The organism is Mobiluncus porci, from assembly GCF_009695935.1.
GTDB classification, from domain to species: domain Bacteria; phylum Actinomycetota; class Actinomycetes; order Actinomycetales; family Actinomycetaceae; genus Mobiluncus; species Mobiluncus porci.
On record NZ_VUMY01000002.1, the window covers coordinates 69,015 to 86,145 of the forward strand.

The 17,131-nt window shown below is 57.8% G+C and carries 16 protein-coding genes; 14 read left to right on the top strand and 2 right to left on the bottom strand.

The genetic code is table 11. From position 1 onward, the window contains the following. Nucleotides 1-49: 49 nt before the first annotated feature. From FYJ63_RS01495 to FYJ63_RS01545, 10 genes are all read left to right on the top strand, one after another. Nucleotides 50-796, top strand: a complete 747-nt coding sequence (locus FYJ63_RS01495) for a hypothetical protein (RefSeq protein WP_154543118.1) — start codon at nt 50-52, stop codon at nt 794-796. Then, entirely contained in the window at nt 786-1,880 is a 1,095-nt protein-coding gene (locus tag FYJ63_RS01500) for a hypothetical protein (RefSeq protein ID WP_229769851.1), read from the top strand. The genes FYJ63_RS01495 and FYJ63_RS01500 overlap by 11 nt, the downstream gene beginning before the upstream one ends. Before the next feature lie 195 nt (nt 1,881-2,075). After that, on the top strand, nt 2,076-2,561 hold the full coding sequence (locus tag FYJ63_RS01505) for a hypothetical protein (protein ID WP_154543122.1): 486 nt from the start codon (nt 2,076-2,078) through the stop codon (nt 2,559-2,561). A 498-nt stretch (nt 2,562-3,059) separates the two neighbouring features. Then, complete coding sequence (locus FYJ63_RS01515) at nt 3,060-3,443, top strand: helix-turn-helix domain-containing protein (protein ID WP_229769852.1); 384 nt, start codon at nt 3,060-3,062, stop codon at nt 3,441-3,443. Between the two features lie 96 nt (nt 3,444-3,539). Continuing rightward, on the top strand, nt 3,540-3,857 hold the full coding sequence (fdxA, locus tag FYJ63_RS01520) for a ferredoxin (RefSeq protein WP_154543128.1): 318 nt from the start codon (nt 3,540-3,542) through the stop codon (nt 3,855-3,857). Nucleotides 3,858-4,270: 413 nt separating this feature from the next. Continuing rightward, nucleotides 4,271-5,725 carry an aminotransferase class I/II-fold pyridoxal phosphate-dependent enzyme gene (locus tag FYJ63_RS01525; protein WP_154543130.1) on the top strand — a complete coding sequence of 485 codons (1,455 nt, stop codon included), beginning with the start codon at nt 4,271-4,273 and terminating at the stop codon, nt 5,723-5,725. 278 nt (nt 5,726-6,003) lie between these two features. After that, on the top strand, nt 6,004-7,320 hold the full coding sequence (locus FYJ63_RS01530) for a citrate synthase (RefSeq protein ID WP_154543132.1): 1,317 nt from the start codon (nt 6,004-6,006) through the stop codon (nt 7,318-7,320). Nucleotides 7,321-7,409: 89 nt separating this feature from the next. After that, nucleotides 7,410-8,372 (top strand): DapH/DapD/GlmU-related protein, encoded by a 963-nt coding sequence (locus FYJ63_RS01535; protein WP_154543134.1) that lies wholly within the window; start codon nt 7,410-7,412, stop codon nt 8,370-8,372. A 547-nt stretch (nt 8,373-8,919) separates the two neighbouring features. Then, nucleotides 8,920-9,198 carry a ribbon-helix-helix domain-containing protein gene (locus tag FYJ63_RS01540; RefSeq protein ID WP_154543136.1) on the top strand — a complete coding sequence of 93 codons (279 nt, stop codon included), beginning with the start codon at nt 8,920-8,922 and terminating at the stop codon, nt 9,196-9,198. Next, nucleotides 9,195-9,503 carry a type II toxin-antitoxin system RelE/ParE family toxin gene (locus FYJ63_RS01545; protein ID WP_154543138.1) on the top strand — a complete coding sequence of 103 codons (309 nt, stop codon included), beginning with the start codon at nt 9,195-9,197 and terminating at the stop codon, nt 9,501-9,503. Before FYJ63_RS01540 ends, FYJ63_RS01545 begins: the two co-directional genes overlap by 4 nt. 10 nt (nt 9,504-9,513) lie before the next feature. Here the strand turns inward: FYJ63_RS01545 and FYJ63_RS11085 are convergent, their stop codons facing one another. Then, on the bottom strand, nt 9,514-11,211 hold the full coding sequence (locus FYJ63_RS11085) for an AAA family ATPase (protein ID WP_229769853.1): 1,698 nt from the start codon (nt 11,209-11,211) through the stop codon (nt 9,514-9,516). 106 nt (nt 11,212-11,317) lie between these two features. Here FYJ63_RS11085 and FYJ63_RS01560 point away from each other — a divergent pair, with 106 nt between their 5' ends. Beyond that, nucleotides 11,318-11,866: a YbhB/YbcL family Raf kinase inhibitor-like protein gene (locus tag FYJ63_RS01560; RefSeq protein WP_154543140.1), complete on the top strand. Its 549-nt coding sequence runs from the start codon at nt 11,318-11,320 to the stop codon at nt 11,864-11,866. Between the two features lie 155 nt (nt 11,867-12,021). Here the strand turns inward: FYJ63_RS01560 and FYJ63_RS01565 are convergent, their stop codons facing one another. After that, complete coding sequence (locus tag FYJ63_RS01565) at nt 12,022-12,171, bottom strand: hypothetical protein (RefSeq protein ID WP_154543142.1); 150 nt, start codon at nt 12,169-12,171, stop codon at nt 12,022-12,024. A gap of 124 nt (nt 12,172-12,295) precedes the next feature. Between FYJ63_RS01565 and FYJ63_RS01570 the strand changes: the two genes are divergently transcribed. From FYJ63_RS01570 to FYJ63_RS01580, 3 genes are all read left to right on the top strand, one after another. Further along, entirely contained in the window at nt 12,296-13,210 is a 915-nt protein-coding gene (locus FYJ63_RS01570; protein WP_154543144.1) for a 1,4-dihydroxy-2-naphthoate polyprenyltransferase, read from the top strand. Nucleotides 13,211-13,607: 397 nt separating this feature from the next. Beyond that, nucleotides 13,608-15,284 carry an FAD-dependent oxidoreductase gene (locus FYJ63_RS01575; RefSeq protein ID WP_154543146.1) on the top strand — a complete coding sequence of 559 codons (1,677 nt, stop codon included), beginning with the start codon at nt 13,608-13,610 and terminating at the stop codon, nt 15,282-15,284. Nucleotides 15,285-16,036: 752 nt separating this feature from the next. After that, nucleotides 16,037-17,128: an aldose epimerase family protein gene (locus tag FYJ63_RS01580; protein WP_154543148.1), complete on the top strand. Its 1,092-nt coding sequence runs from the start codon at nt 16,037-16,039 to the stop codon at nt 17,126-17,128. Nucleotides 17,129-17,131 lie beyond the last annotated feature (3 nt).

Genomic DNA, 17,131 nt, shown 5'->3' on the forward strand with positions numbered 1-17,131 from the left:
AGATAAAATAGGTTTTAGTAAATAGTTTTTTAGGGGAAAGGAAAAACAAGTGAGTTTAACATTGTCGCTTTTCCCCGAACCCGAAAACAACGTGATGCGGATAAGGGCCGTATCAGACACTGACATTATCCGGCTACAACGCTTAGATTACTCGGGGTGGGTGCCGGTACGTATGCGGCCAGGGCAACTGCCGGCGAAAGATATTGTTATAGAAGATTTCGAGGCGCCAATAGGCCGCCCTATCCGCTATCAGGTACAGGCCGAGTCACAAACCGCCGTATATGCGGAGGGGAAAATAAACTCCCGCGACGTGGTTCTGTCACTTCCCCAAATACCGGCCCAGTATGCGGTGATACCAGTGTTTTCGCAATACGACGAAACAAGGCGAATGCCTGGATCCACCGATTTGATTATCGGACGCACCGACCCGCTTATCACTATCCTGCCGTTGTCTGACCGTCAAGGCACTTTGACCTACGTTTTCGACACATACAGCGACGCGAGGAATGTAGAGAAACTCTATGCGCAAGGCTACCCGCTGCTTTTACGCCAGCCGTGTCACGATCAGATGGATCTGTATCACACGGCGGAACAAGCACAGATACGACAAGGAAACGGGAGCCTTTGGGAACTCACGGTTCAATACGTGGAGCAGAACCGGCCTGGTGGTGATTTGGTGGGGACGGTCGGCTGGGACTACCAGTCGCTTATCAATAATCATGCGGATTTTGTGGCAATGGAAGCGGTCTATGACGATTACGGGGCGGTCCTGATAGGGGTGAGGAATGATGGCTGAAAACCTGGAAGCAACTTCTCTTTGCGCACCGTTCCCCGCCTATGTGGACGAGCGGCTGCGGCAATCTTCGATTAGGCACATTATCGGGTTTAACCTGCTTTACGGGGATCTGTCGTACCCCCTGGAGTATCAAAGTAACTGTAGTCTGACGTTTGACGAGAACTGGGCGCCTTACGCACAGTTTCAAGGAAATTTTAGGATGCCGGATAAGACTACGGCGGGTTTTCTTGACCCGCGGCTCGACCCGCTAATCGAGATTATCGGTGGTTATGAGATGGAGGCCGGAGACAAACAAGCCTATCCTTTGGCGAGGTTACATCTCCGGTCAGTGGTGTGGAATGCTCCCGCAATGAACCTGGATATCACCGCGGCCTCGTCTGAAACCGATTTGCAGGATTTCGTGTGGTATTTGCAAACCCCCGCGCCGGTGCCGACCGGAACCGTCAAAGACGCCCTGGACTGGTGCCTGGACACGGCGGGAAACAAAGAACCCCTCGAATACACAGAGACGGGCCCGACCGTCACCCTACCCGACCAGGGGGTACAGCAAGGGCAGAATATTTGGGATCTAGCTAGGGACTTCGCGGCCGGCGGGCAGATGTGGTTTTATCACGACGGGCTAGGAACCTGGCACATGACGCCGAGGCCGGTGCCGGAATCGACCCCGAAAACGATTCTGCAAACCGGCCGCCAGGGAACGGTTATCTCGTATCAGATAGGGCAGTCGCGGGAGGATTACGCGGACGGGGTTATCGTGACCCACGAGTGGGGCAGTCAACAGAAGATAGTGGGTAAAGCGTCCGTATCTTCCCCCAAAAGGTGGACGGTAGTACCACGTAGGACGGCGGCTACGCAAGACCAGGCGGACAAAGAGGCCGAAACCCTTTTGGGTCGATTCCAAGATCTTAGACGCTCTTTCGAGATAACCGCTAAATCCGCGTATTGGCTACGGCCAGGGGACTATGTGACTTTACGAATCCCAGGCGTAAACACGGCGTGCCGTGTTTCTAGGGTGCAATACTCTTTCCCTGCGGGACGAATGTCCGTCCGGCTAATAGACCCCGCGAGAGAGGTCACGCAATGAAACAATTAGAGTATTCGCCGCCCGTCTTAGGGGACAAACCATTAGCGGGGGAAGATATCGCTAAACTAGCGGACGCGGTAGACGCGAAAATAACCAACTTTCTACCAACACTCCCGCCGTTAGTAGACAAGTTTAACGCGATAAGAACCCGCCTCGATAATATAGATAACCGGCTGAAAGCCCTAGGAGGATAAAATGCCCACCACCCTAAACCGGAACTATCCCTATCCGGAGTTAACGGATGCGCCGAACATTCCTTTAGCGTTAGAGAATCTTGCTAACGCGATCGATAACGATATTAACACCGTCGCCCAGTCTGTACCATTAGGTATGGCTAGCGAGCTGGAAACCCGCGCGACCCTGTTGGAGGGTCGGTTGTCTACGCTGGAAAACAGGCAAATCAAAGTCACAGGATGGTGCATAGTACACACTAATTATTTACTCCGTAACGGACCTTTAAGGTTTTCAGCTACTCTGTATGTACCCGCGAGCAGAGTTATTGATTACAATGTAATCGCAGCATATCTAACTTCCAATGGTAATCAGGGTCTGCCTTTCGTAAGCAAAGGGATTGCAGCAAAAGATGATAGAAGTTGTTATATTTGGGCCGACTTCAACTCCAACATTTACACGACCGATGCAACTTTTACGGAGACATTTTCTGCCGCTTATTTGGTATAATTATTGTTCCGCCCGTTTAGCGAACCTCTTTTAATACCATAAGCGAATATTCGCACATTCTCAATCATGTGTAAACAATAAAACACGAGACGCCACGCATCTGTCTACAGTAAATTCTTACATGTTTTTCCTTGATAACCAGACTTATGAAGTTATACCAGAAGCCGCCCATGGTGCCAGTCTGAGATTCTGATGTTTTGATTCGAGTTAATCCAGCGTATTCGATTTGTGTTAAATCCGATAAGTATGAAAAGTCAATATCAAATACTCCATCACTGTCTAAATAATTATAACTTTCGTCCGGGATTTCGTAGGTTTTATCTGTGGTTTTGATTTGCCTGTTTTCCAGCGTAGACAACCGACCCTCCAACAGGGTACTTGACACGCCCCGTTAAGGGGTGTACTATGGGGGTAGTGGTCAGGGCAACTGGCCCGACCCAGGAAAAGAAAACAAATGAGCATCACAAAATACCAACTCCGAGCCGAGCTAGAAAAAACATGGAACCAATGACAACCCTAGAATTCCACGCTATCCGGAACACCTGCGGGCTATCCACCGCCGATTTGGGGCGGATCCTCGGCGTGAACCCCCGCACCGTGAGATCGTGGGAGCAAGGCCGGATGCCGATAAGAGAGAAAATCGCGGCCGAGATGCGAGCCTTGGCGGACGAGCACGCGATACTGGTGGACCAGTTCGAGGCCGCTGACCCGCCAATCATCCTAGAGTTTCCGAAAGACTACTATCGTAGTTTAGGGCGGCCGCGTGAATGGTATGTTACCGCGCTCGGCGCGGCGTTGTCTCGGTGGGACGGGTTGCGGGCTGAATGGGTGGGTGAACCGGAGTCGCACGCGCTCGACTCGCGGCTGCGTCAGAGCGGCTAGAATAGGCTGGGGCGGTTTAGTGATGGCTATACTAATGGCTAAATCGAACCGCGCTAAATAGTGTTTGACCTGCGAAGATAGAAGGATTTTAGGGCTATGACTTATGTGATCGCTCAACCCTGTGTGGATGTAAAAGATAAAGCCTGTGTCGATGAATGTCCGGTGGACTGTATCTATGAAGGCGAGCGGACGCTCTATATCAACCCGCTGGAATGCGTGGATTGTGGGGCGTGCGAGCCGGTTTGTCCGGCGGAGGCCATCTTCTATGAAGATGATTTGCCGGAGCAATGGAGTGACTTTCTTCGCGCTAACCGTGATTTCTTCAAGGAGATCGGGACTCCTGGTGGGGCCAGCGCCTATGGTCAGGTCGGCAAGGACGACCCGATGATTGCGGCGTTGCCTCCGCAGGACTAGCGCAGCGGTCGGGGACGGTTTCGACTTTGCGGAGCCGGAGCGGGTCGCATCTCTTTGGCGTAGTCGAAGACGAAGCCAAAAGGGTGCGACCCCGACGGCGAAGCCGTCTAAAGCAACTTCGTTATGCCGGACGGGTCAGACCCTTCCGGTTTCGTTCGCTTCGGTTCGACCCCGTGACTACGCTTCGCAAACTGGGGACGGTTCCTTTTCTCGCTGGTTAAAATGACTCATGGGGACGTGCTTTTGAGTCATGGGGACGTGCTTTTTGACTCATTTTTAGCTAGATAGTTTGGCGAGTCATGCGGACAGGTCCTTCGACTCATTCCCTCACTGCGTTCGCTTCACGAGTTAAAAGACCGGTCCCCGATGACTCACCGTGAACCGTTCCCGTTTGCTACGCAGAAGGAATAGTAATGAAACTACCAAAGACCTTTGACTTGCCGAGATTCCCGTGGGACACGCTCGCGGAAGTGACGGCGCTGGCGCAGGCTCACCCCGACGGTGCGGTTGACCTCACGATCGGCTCGCCTGCTGACTCGGTGGCAGCGCCGACCCAGCAGGCCCTTGCTGAATCCGCAGATGCCCACGGCTATCCGCCCGCGGTAGGCGCGCCGGAATTGCGCGAGGCGATTGTTGAATTTATGCGCGAAACTCGCGGGGTCGATGGCCTTGCGCCCGACGATGTCGTTTTGACGATTGGCTCAAAGGAGCTCGTGGCCTCGCTCGCCTTCCAACTGGGAATCGGGGCGGGAGACGCCTTGGGATTTCCGGAAGTAGCCTATCCAACCTACGAGGTCGGGGCGATTTTGGCCGGAGCAAAGGCACTGCGGTTGCCGGAGGATCCGAAGTCGTGGCCAGGGCGGCCGGCCAAAAAAGGCCAAGGGGAGATGTTAGGCGAAACCGGCAGGAAACCCCAGATGGAAAGCCCGAAGCTGTGGCCGACGGGTGAATCCGGACGGGACGTCGGTGCGGCGATGGATTCGTTGCCGGAAGGGTTCATCAAGGATGTTGATGAAAAGCATGAAGGCCGGTCAACCAGCGCTCACTCGAGCCCGATTCCGCGTCTTGTGTGGTTGAACAGCCCGGGGAATCCGAACGGTCACGCCTATAGCGTGGCCGAACTTCGCGAGGCAGTGGCTTGGGCTCGAGCTAATCGGGCGATTCTCGTTGCGGATGAGTGCTATGCGTTGCTGGACTGGGAAGGGGCGCCGCGCGGGACTGGTTTCGGGACGCCTTCGCTTCTGGATGAATCCGTAACGGACGGCAACCTTGAGGGTCTCTTGGTGACGCATTCTTTGTCGAAACAGAACAACCTGGCGGGGTATCGGGCAGCATGGATTTGTGGCGATCCTGAGTTGGTGGCGGGATTGCGGGAAGTGCGCAAACACTGGGGTTTGATGGTTCCGGGGCCGGTGCAAGCCGCAACGCGGGTCGCGCTGGCGGACGTGGAGACGCCCCGGCGTCAAAAGGAGATTTATCGGACTAGGCGCGAGAAGCTAATGGCGGCGTGTGAGGCGGCGGGACTCGAGATAGACTCGCAGTCGGTTGCGGGGTTGTATTTGTGGGTTAAGGCTGGGGAGAATGGTTTGAGTAGCGGCTACGCCGGGGGTCAGACCCTTGCGGCTGCACTCCCTTCGGTCGTTACGCCGCAGAGGTCTGACCCGCCTGCTGCGCCTGGGAGGTCTGACCCGCCTGCTGCGCCTGGCTTGTCCGCTACGCCGGGGCGAGAGTTGGCGCGCTGGTTTGCCGAACGGGGAATCCGCGTGGCTCCGGGGGATTTCTACGGGCCGGCGGGGGCGGAATACGTGAGAATCTCCCTGACGGCTCAGGACGAAGATATCGACAAGGCTTGCAAGAGGCTCGCGTAAGAGCGTAGCAATTTGGGGACAGTTTCCACTTTGTTCCGCTCCGCTGAGATGATTTAGCGATTTACCATTGGGGACGGGCCTAAAAGGTAAAAATCGGTTTTTACCTTTTAGGCCCGTCCCCAATGGTAAATCCAAAGGGGAAAAATGCGAGAAATCTTACGCTAGACTTTGAAGTTAACGTAGGGTAATATACCTCTAGGGACTTAAGTCCTAAATTGCACTCCTTCCGACGGAGCCGCCGGAAAATAACGCATAAACCACTATTAGGAGGTTTCTCAATGGCTGAGAATGAAAACGAATACTACATGCAGGTTGGTGAAACCCGTCTCGACACCCCGTTGCATCCCGCAACCCAGGGCAACGATGGGGTTGAAATCAACAAAATGCTTGCCACTACCGGCAAAGTAACCTTGGACTACGGCTTCGGCAACACCGCAAACTGTGAATCCAACATTACCTACATCGACGGCGGCAACGGAATCTTGCGCTACCGCGGTTACCCGATTGAGGAACTTGCTCGCGAATCCACCTTTATTGAAGTCTGCTACCTGCTGATTTACGGCGAACTACCCGACGCTCCGAGCCTCGAGCGCTTCACCCACGTCATCAAGCGTAACCGATTGCTCCCCGAGGACTTCATCGCTTTCTTCGGCGCCTTCCCCTCCAACGGCCACCCAATGTCAGTCCTCCAAGCCGGCGTGGCGGGTCTCGCAACCTACTACGAAGACACCTTGAACCCGCTTGACCCCGACCAGCTCGACGCCGCAACCTTCCAGCTTCTCGGCAAACTGCCGACGATGGTTTCGATGATTGCCAAGCGCGCCGAGGGCCTGCCGACCCTCTACCCGGATAGCTCCCGCGATCTCACCGAGGACTTCATCCGCATGACCTTCGGCCTGCCCTACCAGTCCTACGACATCGATCCAGCGATGGTGCGCGCGCTTGATACTCTCTTTATCCTCCACGCCGACCACGAGCAAAACTGCTCTACCTCGACCGTTCGCTTCGTCGGTTCCTCGCACGCGAACCTCTACGCCTCGGTTGCCTCCGCCATCGGCGCTCTCTCCGGTCCGCTCCACGGCGGCGCCAACGAGGCTGTGCTGCGGATGCTCATACAGATGCGCGACACCGATATGACCGTCAAGCAGTTTGTGGAAAAGGTCAAGAACAAGGAGGAAGGCATCAAGCTAATGGGCTTTGGCCACCGCGTTTACAAGTCCTACGACCCGCGCGCCGCCATCGTCAAGGAATCCGCCCACGAGGTGTTGAGCCGCCTCGGGAAGGCTGACAAGTTGCTCGACCTCGCCACCGAGCTCGAGGAAGTCGCCCTGTCCGATGATTACTTCATCTCCCGTAACCTCTACCCGAACGTCGACTTCTACACCGGCCTGATTTACCGCGCCATGGGCTTCCGGATGAAGATGTTCACCCCGCTGTTCGCTATCGGACGCCTGCCCGGCTGGATTGCCCAGTACCGCGAGATGATCAAGGATCCGGCGACCAAGATTGCTCGCCCGCGCCAGGTCTACATCGGTGAAACCGAGCGCCACTACACTTCGTTGCGTTCGCGCGGTCGTTTGGTCAAGAAGGACTAACGGCTTCAACAAGGGCCGTTCAACAAGGGCTGTTCAGTAATGGCCCTTGCACAAGAGTCATTCAGTAATAGCCAGAAAGAAGGAAGATTATGGCAAAGAAAGTTTGGGGCGTTGGCGTTACGACGGTCACAGACGGCGGTAAAACACTCGATACCTGGTACCCCTATGTTTTTGAGGGCGAAAAAGACGAAGCGAAAGCCAAGGAGATCACTGAAAAACTCGCGGGGCTGGAACACAAGGACGAGGCCCGTTTAATCACGAATAAAGTCGTCGTGGTGGAGTCCGACCTCGAGGGTGATGTCACCAATCCGATGGACGGCTACCTGCGGCTTCATGCCTTGTCATGGCGTTTAGCAAAGCCGAACACGGTGAGCCTGGAGGGGCTGTTCCACAAGTTGAATCTCGTGGCGTGGACCTCCCGCGGGGCCTGTGATCCGGAGGGGTTCGAGGAAACCCGTTTGCGCTTGATGATGAAGTACGGCATTGGGGTCAACATTCGCTCCATTGACCGCATTCCCCGCATGACCACGTATGTTACCCCGAAGGATGTTCGGATTACGAGCTCGGAGAACGTGCGTCTCGGCGCGTATCTGGCGCCGGGGACTGAGGTCGGCTATTCCGGATTCATCAACTACAATGCCGGCACTTTGGGTGCGGCCCACATTGAGGGGCGTATCTCCCAGGGAGTCACCGTTGATGAAGGCACGAGCCTTGCCGGTGGTGCCTCCACCGCAGGAACCATGGCGATTGGTGCCCACAAGCGCGTGTCCTTGGGCAAGAACTGCCACATGGGCGCGAACTCCGGTCTCGCGATTCCGCTTGGCGACGAGTGCGTCGTGGAGGCGGGGCTGTATCTGAACGGCGACACCAAGGTTTACTTTATGCCTTCCGGCGGGGTTATGCCTGGTGAGACTGGGTTCTTCACCGATCCGAAGACGATGCTGGCGGAGGAACTTTCCGGCGTGTCGAACGCCCTGTTCCGCCGCAACTCCCAGACCGGTCGTGTCGAGTGTGTGACCCGCGCGGGAATGGAAATGGAGTTTGCTGACTGAGCGGCAGCGGCGAAGCCGCATGAGCCGCTCAGTAACTGGCGGAGCCGTTAAAAAACGGTCCGGGGGACCGTTTTAGGCGTAGCACCTATAACGGCGCTTGCGCCGTTGCAGCGGCGAAGCCGCATGAGCCGCTCAGTAACTGGCGAAGCGGGTTAAGCGACGGTCACGATTGACCGTCGCCCGCGGAGCGCCTTTAAGCGTTTTAGCGCTCGTAGCAATGGTTTTGGGGCTGGCGAGAGCCAGCCCCAAAACCATCTAACGGCCTAAAAAACGAGGACTGTTCCGGATTTTGTTACGCGGAGCGGTCGGGACGGTTTCGGCTTTGCGTAGCGAACGAAGCGAGCGAAGCAAAGTGGAACCGTCCCCGAGACTGTTTAGCGATTCTGTAAACTGGGGACGCTTCCTCGGGTTCCGCGTGAGCTTCATTCCCTCACCGCAAGTTTTTTACCAATGGGGACGGGCCAAACTGGTAAATATACCAGGGGATTGGGCGAGAGCTGAGAGTAGTGCTATATAGGATATAATCTCATAAAAGGACGGGGGGAACATGCGGAAAACTGAGCAATTTAGTATTACCTTGCCAAAGGAAATGGCTGCCGAAGTGCGCCATCGTGTGGAATCTGGGCTTTATGCCACAGAAAGCGAGGTTCTCCGCGACGGACTGAGAACATTGTTGGCACGAGATAAGGCTCTGGAAAGCTGGTTAAACGGACGCGTTGCGGCGGCTTATGACGCTTATAAAGCGCATCCGGAAAATGTTTTAGACGGCGAAGAAGTGAAGGCACGACTGGGTGAATTGCGGGCCTCCCGAAAGCGCGGGAAATGAGAGTTATTTTCACCCCGGAGGCCTTCGAGGATCTGGCCGCTATCAACCTGTATCTGTCGCAGGTAACCTTCTTGGAACGAGCCGATGGTTATGTTGATGACATCATTGCGGAGTGCTATTCCCTTGGGGAAATTCCGGTGAGGGGAATCTCACGGGATGATATTCGCAGCGACCTGAGAATATTGGGATTTCGACGCTCTGCAGCAATAGCGTTTCTTCTTGAAGAGGATGCAGTCGTTATCATGGGTGTCTTCTATGGCGGGCAGGACTTTGAATCCAAAATCATGACTCGACTCAGGGATTGAACGAGGCATCTCACTGCGGTTGCAGTGCGGCGCCGAGCGCCTCGCGGAGATTCTTCGCGCGGATGAGCTTAAAACCGGACGGGGCTTTGAGTTTGGCTGCACCCGCAGCGGGGATGATGGCCCGCTTGAAGCCGAGACGGGAGGCCTCCGCGACGCGGCGGCTGAGCGCAGTGCAGGAGCGGATTTCTCCGGTCAGGGACACCTCCCCAAAGGCCACCGTGCGGTTGTCGATAACCTGGCCGGTCACCGCTGAGGCGGTGGCGAGGGCTACCGCGAGGTCGGTCGCGGGCTCGGTCGAGCGCGCCCCGCCGACTGTGGAAACATAGGCATCAAGGGAGCCGAGCGGGAGCTTTTGTCGCGCTTGCAAAACCGCCAACATCATCGAGACCCGCGAATAATCCAAGCCCGACACAGTCCGATGCGGGGATCCTCCGGCAAGCGGAGTCGTGAGCGCCTCGATTTCGATTGGCAACGCACGCCGCCCTTCGAGACTCATCGTGATGCAGGCGCCCGGAACCGGCTCGGCGGTCTGGGACAGGAACAACCCGCTCGGATCGGCGATCCCCTCGATTCCGTATTCAACCATCTGGAAGAAGCCCACTGCATCAGTCGGGCCGTACCGGTTTTTCACCGCCCGCAGCAATCGCAACTCGCCGGTTCGCTCCCCTTCAAACTGGCAGACCACATCGACAAGATGTTCCAGCGTTCGCGGCCCCGCGACTGCTCCGTCCTTGGTGACGTGGCCGACGAGGATTAGCGCCATGTGTCGAGACTTCGCGGCCGCGGTCAGGCGAGCCGTGACCTCGCGAACCTGGGCGGGGCCGCCGATTGAGGTTTCCAATAGCGGGTCGGTCAGAGTCTGGATGGAGTCAACAATCGCCAGCGCGGGATTTGTGGCTTCAATCTGGGCTAGTGCCTGGTCAACCGAAGTTTCCGCTGCGAGAAAAAGGTTGTCAGCGACCGAGCCAATTCGCTCGGCTCGGGAAAGAACCTGTTCCGCGGTTTCTTCTCCGGTGAGGTAGAGAACCTTCCGTGGTTCAGTCTCGGAACTGTTGGTGGAATCGGGGGGCAGCACTGACTGAGAAGCGACCGCCTCGCCAGTAGAATCAGGATCCTTTACCGCCGCAAGTTTCCGGAGCCCAGCCTCGGAACTTCCCGAGGCCAGATTGGAGACTTCATCCGGTATTCCCGGCGGCATCTCCAATTCTTCGGCTCGGGTAACGGAAGAGCGTTCTAGTGAAACCACGTTGTCTTCGGTGTCTTTCGATACGAGCCGCAATCCGGAACGCAAATTTGGCGCATGGTTCGGGGTGGCTCTTGTTGAACCCCCCGCAATCTTCGAGGCCACTTCCAGAAGCAACGTCGACTTCCCAATCCCCGGCTCTCCCGCGAGGAGGATGACTGCGCCGGGAACGATTCCTCCTGCAAGGACGCGGTCGAACTCGGCCACTCCGGTCGGAATTCGCTCGGTTTTCGAGGTGGAGTAAGAGCCAATCGGGCGGGCGGCTTGGTTCGGAGTGCCGTAACTGATTTTTCCGTTTTCCCCGACAATGCCCCCTCCGCGCGCGGTGGAGCGCCCCTTGGGAGTAGGGGCCATGGTTTTTTCCTCAAGCGTGCCCCACTCGCCACACGCACGGCACTGACCAGCCCATTTAGGCCAGCTTTCCCCACAGTTCGAACAGACATATACCGTTTTTTCTTTCGCCATGTCTCCATCTTTGCACAGACGTCCGGGTGAAAATTTTTCTATCTTGAAAATGAGTCAAAAAGCACGTCCCCGCGACTCATAATTGGGGTAAGAGAAAGGAACTCCCATGAACCTCGAAGAACGCCCCCTGGCCCCGCATCCCTACGACCAGGCCCTCCCGCAGCTCCCCGTCTTTGCCCTCACGAGCGAAAGCCTCCAGGACGGCGCGCCCATGCCAAAAGAGTTCACTGGCGAAGGAGCCGATGAGTCCCCGCAGCTCTCTTGGAGTGGAGCTCCGGAGGAGACCGCCTCATACGTTCTGAGCTGCTTTGATCCGGATGCTCCGACGCCTTCTGGATTCTGGCACTGGACCATTGTGGACCTCCCGCCGATAGTGACCTCCTTGCCGGTTGGAGCGGGGGCTGATGACGATGCCATCAAGGCGCTCACCAGCGGTAAAGCCTTCCATATCCGTAATGACAACGGGAACTTCGCCTACAACGGGCCGTTCCCTCCCGCGGGTGACCGCCCGCACCGCTATGTCTTCGCGGTCCATGCCCTGAAGATTCCTAGCCTTGGTCTCGATCCGGCGAGTGCCACCAACGCGCCCGTGCACTTCATGAGCTTGTTTAATGCTCTCGGACGCGCGACCCTGACCGCGAGCTACCAGCGTTAGTAGTGGGCGAAGCCGGCTGGGTCAGAGTGGAACCGACAGGTCGAACCTCTGTGGCGTAACGAAGTGGAGCCACAAGGGTGCGACCCAACGGCGTAGCCGAAATAATCATAAACGGCTTCGCCGTGGGTCAGACCCTTTGGCTTCGTTCCCTTCGGTCACTGCGCCAAGAGGTCTGACCCGCCGGCTGCGCCTTGCGCTATGAGGTCTGACCCGCCGGCTGCGCCTTGCGCTATGAGGTCTGACCCGCCGGCTGCGCCTTGCGCTATGAGGTCTGACCCGTCGGCTGCGCTCAAGCCGGATGCCATGGAACCCCGCCCCAGCGTCCCTGAAGCCAAGGGCTGTGAGCCGAAATAGGCCTGGCAACCGTTAAATCGGGGTAAAAAACCGCGGTAAACTTGTCTGGGCAGGAATTCCAAGGAAAGGATTGAAATGGCGAGCATTGGTGCTTGGGTGGAAGGCGCCAGACTGCGCACTCTTCCAGCTTCCGCAGCCCCGGTCCTGCTCGGAACCGGCATCGCTTTCGGGCTGGGACGCGGGTCTTGGCTCCTGGCGCTGGGCTGTCTCGTGGTGGCCCTCGCCATCCAGATCGGCGTGAACTTCTCGAATGACTATTCCGATGGGGTGCGCGGAACCGACGAGTTCCGCCTCGGCCCGCCTCGGCTCGTCGGTGGGGGAGAAAACCCGAAAAAGGTTCTCGCCGCGGCGGTCCTTTGCTTCGCGCTCGCAGCGGCAATCGGCCTCGCAATCGTTATCGCCACCCATTCCTGGTGGCTCATCGCCGCCGGCGCGTTGGCTCTAGTCGCAGCCTGGTTCTATACCGGCGGGAAACACCCCTACGGATACCTCGGTATTGGGCTAAGTGAACTAATGGTTTTCCTGTTTTTCGGCCTCATGGCAACGCTCGGGACACTTTGGGTTCAGGCAAAAACCCTCCCGTGGCAGGCCTGGGCTCTGGCCGCGGCTTTCGGGCTTTTGTCCTGCGCTTTGCTGATGGTCAACAACCTCCGCGACATCCCGACCGACACGAAATCCGGGAAGAAAACCCTCGCAGTGCGGCTCGGAGACAGGGCTTCGCGACGGGTCTATGTTGGAATGATTGTCCTTGCGCTGACGCTGTCGCTCGTGGTGCTGTTTATCCCGTGGCCAGCAATTTTCTCCGGCGGGATTCGGCAGTGGATTCCCGGGTTTTTCGTCCAGCTTGCGCTGTGGATTGGCGCGGTCGTTACCATGCGTCCAGTTCGGCAAGGTGCTACTGGTCATGACCTGATTATTGCGCTTCGCAATACCGGCTTCCTGACCTTGGCTTTCGGGGCCTTGCTGGGACTGCTCTTTGCTGTGTCGTAAAGGTTATTTCGCTTCGCTGACGGGGTCGAACCTAGCGGAGCCGCGGGTCAGGCGTAGCCGGAGTGGGTCGAACCTCTTTGGCTGAGTCGAAGACGAAGCCAATAGGGTGCGACCCTGACGGCGTAGCCAATACAGTCTTAAACGGCTTCGCCGGGGGTCAGACCCTTTGGCTACGTTCGCGTTGCTCACTACGCCAAGAGGTCTGACCCGCCGGCTGAGCTAATGCCAAGAGGTCTGACCCGCTGGCTGAGCTGGAGCCGAAACGGCCCCGTTTCGCCGAAGGCAAACACAGTTAGGCACACCTTGCTTGAAATGCTACAATGAAAATATATGACCCGCCGGCTCTGTCGCCTGCACGCCCGACTGAGCTGGCTAGGCCTAATAAAGGAGTGAAAGCATGAAATTCGTTGTTGTTGGAGGGGTTGCGGGCGGTCTGTCATTTGCGGCCCGCGCGCGGCGCCTAGATGAGACTGCCGAAATCGTTGTCTTCGAAAAAGGCCCCTATCCGTCCTTTTCGAACTGCGGCCTGCCCTACTATGTCGGCGGAGACATTCCGGATCGGGAAACGCTCTTGCTGAACACCCCGGAGACCCTGCACTCGAAACTGAACCTGGACGTGCGGGTAAACCACGAGGTCACAGGCGTGGACGCGAAAGCGAAAACCGTTACGGTCACAGGTCCGGACGGTTCAAAAACAACCGAATCATACGACGTCCTCGTGTTGTCCCCGGGGGCCACTGCCGCGCGCCCGCCGATTCCCGGGCTGGACTCCCCGAAGGTCCACGCGCTGCGGACTGTGGACGACGCGACCCGCCTCGGGGAGCTCGCCGGAGACGCCCAGACCGCCGTGGTTATCGGCGGCGGTTTCATTGGAATCGAGGCTGCGGAAGGGCTGGCGAAGCGCGGCATCCAGACCACCATTGTGGAAGGTTCCGCCCACGTCATGCCGCCTCTCGACAAAGAGGTCGCCAATATGGTGACCGGCGCGCTCGGTTCCCTCGGGGTGCAAGTTGTGGCCGCAACCCAGGTGAAATCCATCGCTCCCGCCGCGGACGGGCCGGACCTGGTGACGCTATCTGACGGCCAGGAAATTCCCGCCGACCTCGTAGTCTTATCCGCGGGGGTCAAGCCCGCCACCGCTGCGTTTGTGGAGGCTGGGATTGAGGCTGACGAGCGTGGATATATCAAAATCGACGAACACGGGCGGACGAACCTCCCGGATGTGTATGCCCTTGGTGACGCGGTTACCCAGGAAACCGCCGTGACCGGTGCCGTAAGACCTGTCGCCTTGGCCGGACCCACCAACCGCGCCGGACGGCTCATTGCTGACTTCATTCTCGACCCCGAAAACGCCCGTCCGCTCCCGAAGCCACTCGGGACTTCCATTTTCCGGGTGGGACAGATGACTGCCGCGATGACCGGCGCGAACCGCGCTGAACTCGAGGCTTCCGACATCGACTTTGTGACCATCCACACTCATCCGACCGACCACGGGACGTTCCTCCCCGGCGCCCAGCCGATGCAGCTCTTGATGCATTTTGACGCGAAAACCGGCAAGATTCTCGGCGCGCAAGGGATTGGCGGAAACGGTGTCGACAAGCGGATCGACGTGATTGCGACCGCGATTCGCGCCGGACTAGCTGCGCCGGACCTGATTGACCTCGACCTGGCTTATTCCCCGCCGTATTCCTCGGCAAAGGATCCGGTGAACTTCCTCGGATATGTCGCGGATAATGTCTTGTCCGGGCGGCTTGAGCCGTGGTATCCCTGGGAATTCGAGGAGCTCGGCGAGGACGCGGTCTTGATTGATGTCCGCAACCATCCGGAGTTCAACGCCGGACATTTGCGCGGGGCCGAGTGTATTCCGCTTGGGGAGCTGCGCGAGCAGGCGGCGGAAGTAAAGACAAAGGTCGGGGAGAAAACCGTGTATTTGAGCGATGATACCGGAGCGAACGCCTGGATTGGCGCCGGTATTCTTACCGCCGCCGGAGTTAGTGCTAAGGTATTATCCGGCGGGGTGAACACGGTATTCGCTTACTACTTCGAAAACCCTGGGGCTGTCCTCGAAATGTGAGACACCCTCGAATCTGGATGGGGCATGTCCCCTTAGTCAAAAGAACGCGAACGGTGAGACATGCCCCACCGTTTCAAGGAAAGGAAACAATATGTGCTCTGCAGTGAAATGTGGAAATTGCGGAAAGACGACTTGGACTGGCTGTGGCCAGCATATCGCCCAGGTGAAGGCCAGCGTGCCGGCGGGGCAGTGGTGCACGTGCTCCGAGTCCGAGCGTAAGCCGCAGTCGATTTTCGCTTCGTTCTTCGGGCGTTAAGCTTAGGTATTAATATTGCCGATGCCACGGGGTCGCTCGTGCGGCTCGCGCGGGACGAGAGGGGAAGTATCCCCTCGCGATGTGCGATTTTATTATCGCACATCGCTCACCCCTCAGTCCCGCGCTGAGTCCGCACTTTCGCTCCCCCGTGGCATCGGCTGGTTTTAGGTATTCCCCGGGTGGAAGCGAAAATCGTGCAGAGACGCGTGGGCTCTCGGGTTTGGGAAGGCGAGGCTTCCGGGCAGGATGATTTTTTATCGGATTCGGGGAGAGGTGCCGGCATAACTACTATGATTTTTTAATTTATTGCCTAATAAGGCAATAAATTAAAAAAAGTAAGTTTTAGGCGCGCGAATCCGAGGCTTCCCGCGAATCCGAGGCTTGCCGAGGATCCGCGACTCCGAGGGGGCGTCTCCTCCGAGACGCAACCCATCCTCGGCTAGAAGTGGCTCCCAAACGGTCGTTTTCTCGCCTCGCCTCGTCCTAAAATAAACCTATGAGCGAAGATGCGTTGGAAATCAAAGCGGGCCCCTATAAAGCCGATATCTCGCCTTTCGGGGGCGGCCTGTGGAGCTTGACTTACGAGGATGAGCCACTGGTAACCGAGCCTCCGCATTGGATCCCAGTGGCCTTTGATGCGGGCTGTCTCCTGGCGCCGTGGCCGAACCGAACCGAAGACGGCACCTACGAATTCGGCGGAAAAACCCGCCACCTCTCGATTACCGAACCCTGGCGCAACAACTCGATTCACGGTTTTGTCCGCCACCTTCACTGGCGCGAGCGCGGTCGGAGCGAGCGCGAAGTGCGGATCACGGTTTCGACCGAGCGCCAGGCTGGCTGGCCGTGGGCAATGGACTATGAAATGCGCTGGGAAGTTTCCTCGCAAGACGGCCTGATCGGCGAGTTTCGGGCAGTAAACGCCGGCGATGCCCCCTGCCCCTTCGGGTTCGGCTGGCACCCCTATCTCTCGGCATTCGGCGCGTCGATAGACGAGTGCACGATGAAACTCCCGCCCGTCCTTGACCTCCCGCTCGACCCAAAGCGGAAACTGCCGACGGGAGAACCCGCACCTCACGCCGTTTTCGAGGAAGCCAGCGGCGGGGGAATCCCTATGAGCGGGCAGTGGTTCGACCATGCGTTGCGTGTGGTCGGCGGGGTCAGCAAGGGCGCGTCGGTTCCCGCCCAGAAATTCAGCAAGGGCGAGCCGGTTCCCACCCGAGAGCTCCCCAAGAGCGGGCCTGGTCCAGCGGGTGCGTCCCACAAACAGCCGCCGGTCAGCAAAGGGACTTCCGAAACCCCCGCCCTAAATCCGCCGGTTACCTCGCCCTCCAAACCGACAGTAACCTGCCAACTCCTCGGCCCGGATGGGCGCGGGGTGGAACTCTGGGCCGGAGACTGGTGTCGCTGGCTCCAGGTCTACACCGCAGACGCCGCCCACGACGAGGCCTTCCCCGGCATCGAAAATGGTCGTGCGCTCGCGATTGAGCCGATGACCTGCCCGCCGAATATGCTCGCGAGCGGCGTGGACCGGCTCACCCTACAACCCGGGGAGGCCCGCTGCTTCCGTTTCGGGATTAGAGCCCTCTAAAAA

What these genes read in the sequence shown, in the direction of transcription:
- FYJ63_RS01500 (WP_229769851.1), top strand. Translation starts at nt 786, where the DNA reads ATGATGGCTGAAAACCTGGAAGCAACTTCTCTTTGCGCACCGTTCCCC.
- FYJ63_RS01505 (WP_154543122.1), top strand. Translation starts at nt 2,076, where the DNA reads ATGCCCACCACCCTAAACCGGAACTATCCCTATCCGGAGTTAACGGAT.
- FYJ63_RS01515 (WP_229769852.1), top strand. Translation starts at nt 3,060, where the DNA reads ATGGAACCAATGACAACCCTAGAATTCCACGCTATCCGGAACACCTGC.
- fdxA (WP_154543128.1), top strand. Translation starts at nt 3,540, where the DNA reads ATGACTTATGTGATCGCTCAACCCTGTGTGGATGTAAAAGATAAAGCC.
- FYJ63_RS01525 (WP_154543130.1), top strand. Translation starts at nt 4,271, where the DNA reads ATGAAACTACCAAAGACCTTTGACTTGCCGAGATTCCCGTGGGACACG.
- FYJ63_RS01530 (WP_154543132.1), top strand. Translation starts at nt 6,004, where the DNA reads ATGGCTGAGAATGAAAACGAATACTACATGCAGGTTGGTGAAACCCGT.
- FYJ63_RS01535 (WP_154543134.1), top strand. Translation starts at nt 7,410, where the DNA reads ATGGCAAAGAAAGTTTGGGGCGTTGGCGTTACGACGGTCACAGACGGC.
- FYJ63_RS01540 (WP_154543136.1), top strand. Translation starts at nt 8,920, where the DNA reads ATGCGGAAAACTGAGCAATTTAGTATTACCTTGCCAAAGGAAATGGCT.
- FYJ63_RS01545 (WP_154543138.1), top strand. Translation starts at nt 9,195, where the DNA reads ATGAGAGTTATTTTCACCCCGGAGGCCTTCGAGGATCTGGCCGCTATC.
- FYJ63_RS11085 (WP_229769853.1), bottom strand. Translation starts at nt 11,211, where the DNA reads ATGGCGAAAGAAAAAACGGTATATGTCTGTTCGAACTGTGGGGAAAGC.
- FYJ63_RS01560 (WP_154543140.1), top strand. Translation starts at nt 11,318, where the DNA reads ATGAACCTCGAAGAACGCCCCCTGGCCCCGCATCCCTACGACCAGGCC.
- FYJ63_RS01565 (WP_154543142.1), bottom strand. Translation starts at nt 12,171, where the DNA reads ATGGCATCCGGCTTGAGCGCAGCCGACGGGTCAGACCTCATAGCGCAA.
- FYJ63_RS01570 (WP_154543144.1), top strand. Translation starts at nt 12,296, where the DNA reads ATGGCGAGCATTGGTGCTTGGGTGGAAGGCGCCAGACTGCGCACTCTT.
- FYJ63_RS01575 (WP_154543146.1), top strand. Translation starts at nt 13,608, where the DNA reads ATGAAATTCGTTGTTGTTGGAGGGGTTGCGGGCGGTCTGTCATTTGCG.
- FYJ63_RS01580 (WP_154543148.1), top strand. Translation starts at nt 16,037, where the DNA reads ATGAGCGAAGATGCGTTGGAAATCAAAGCGGGCCCCTATAAAGCCGAT.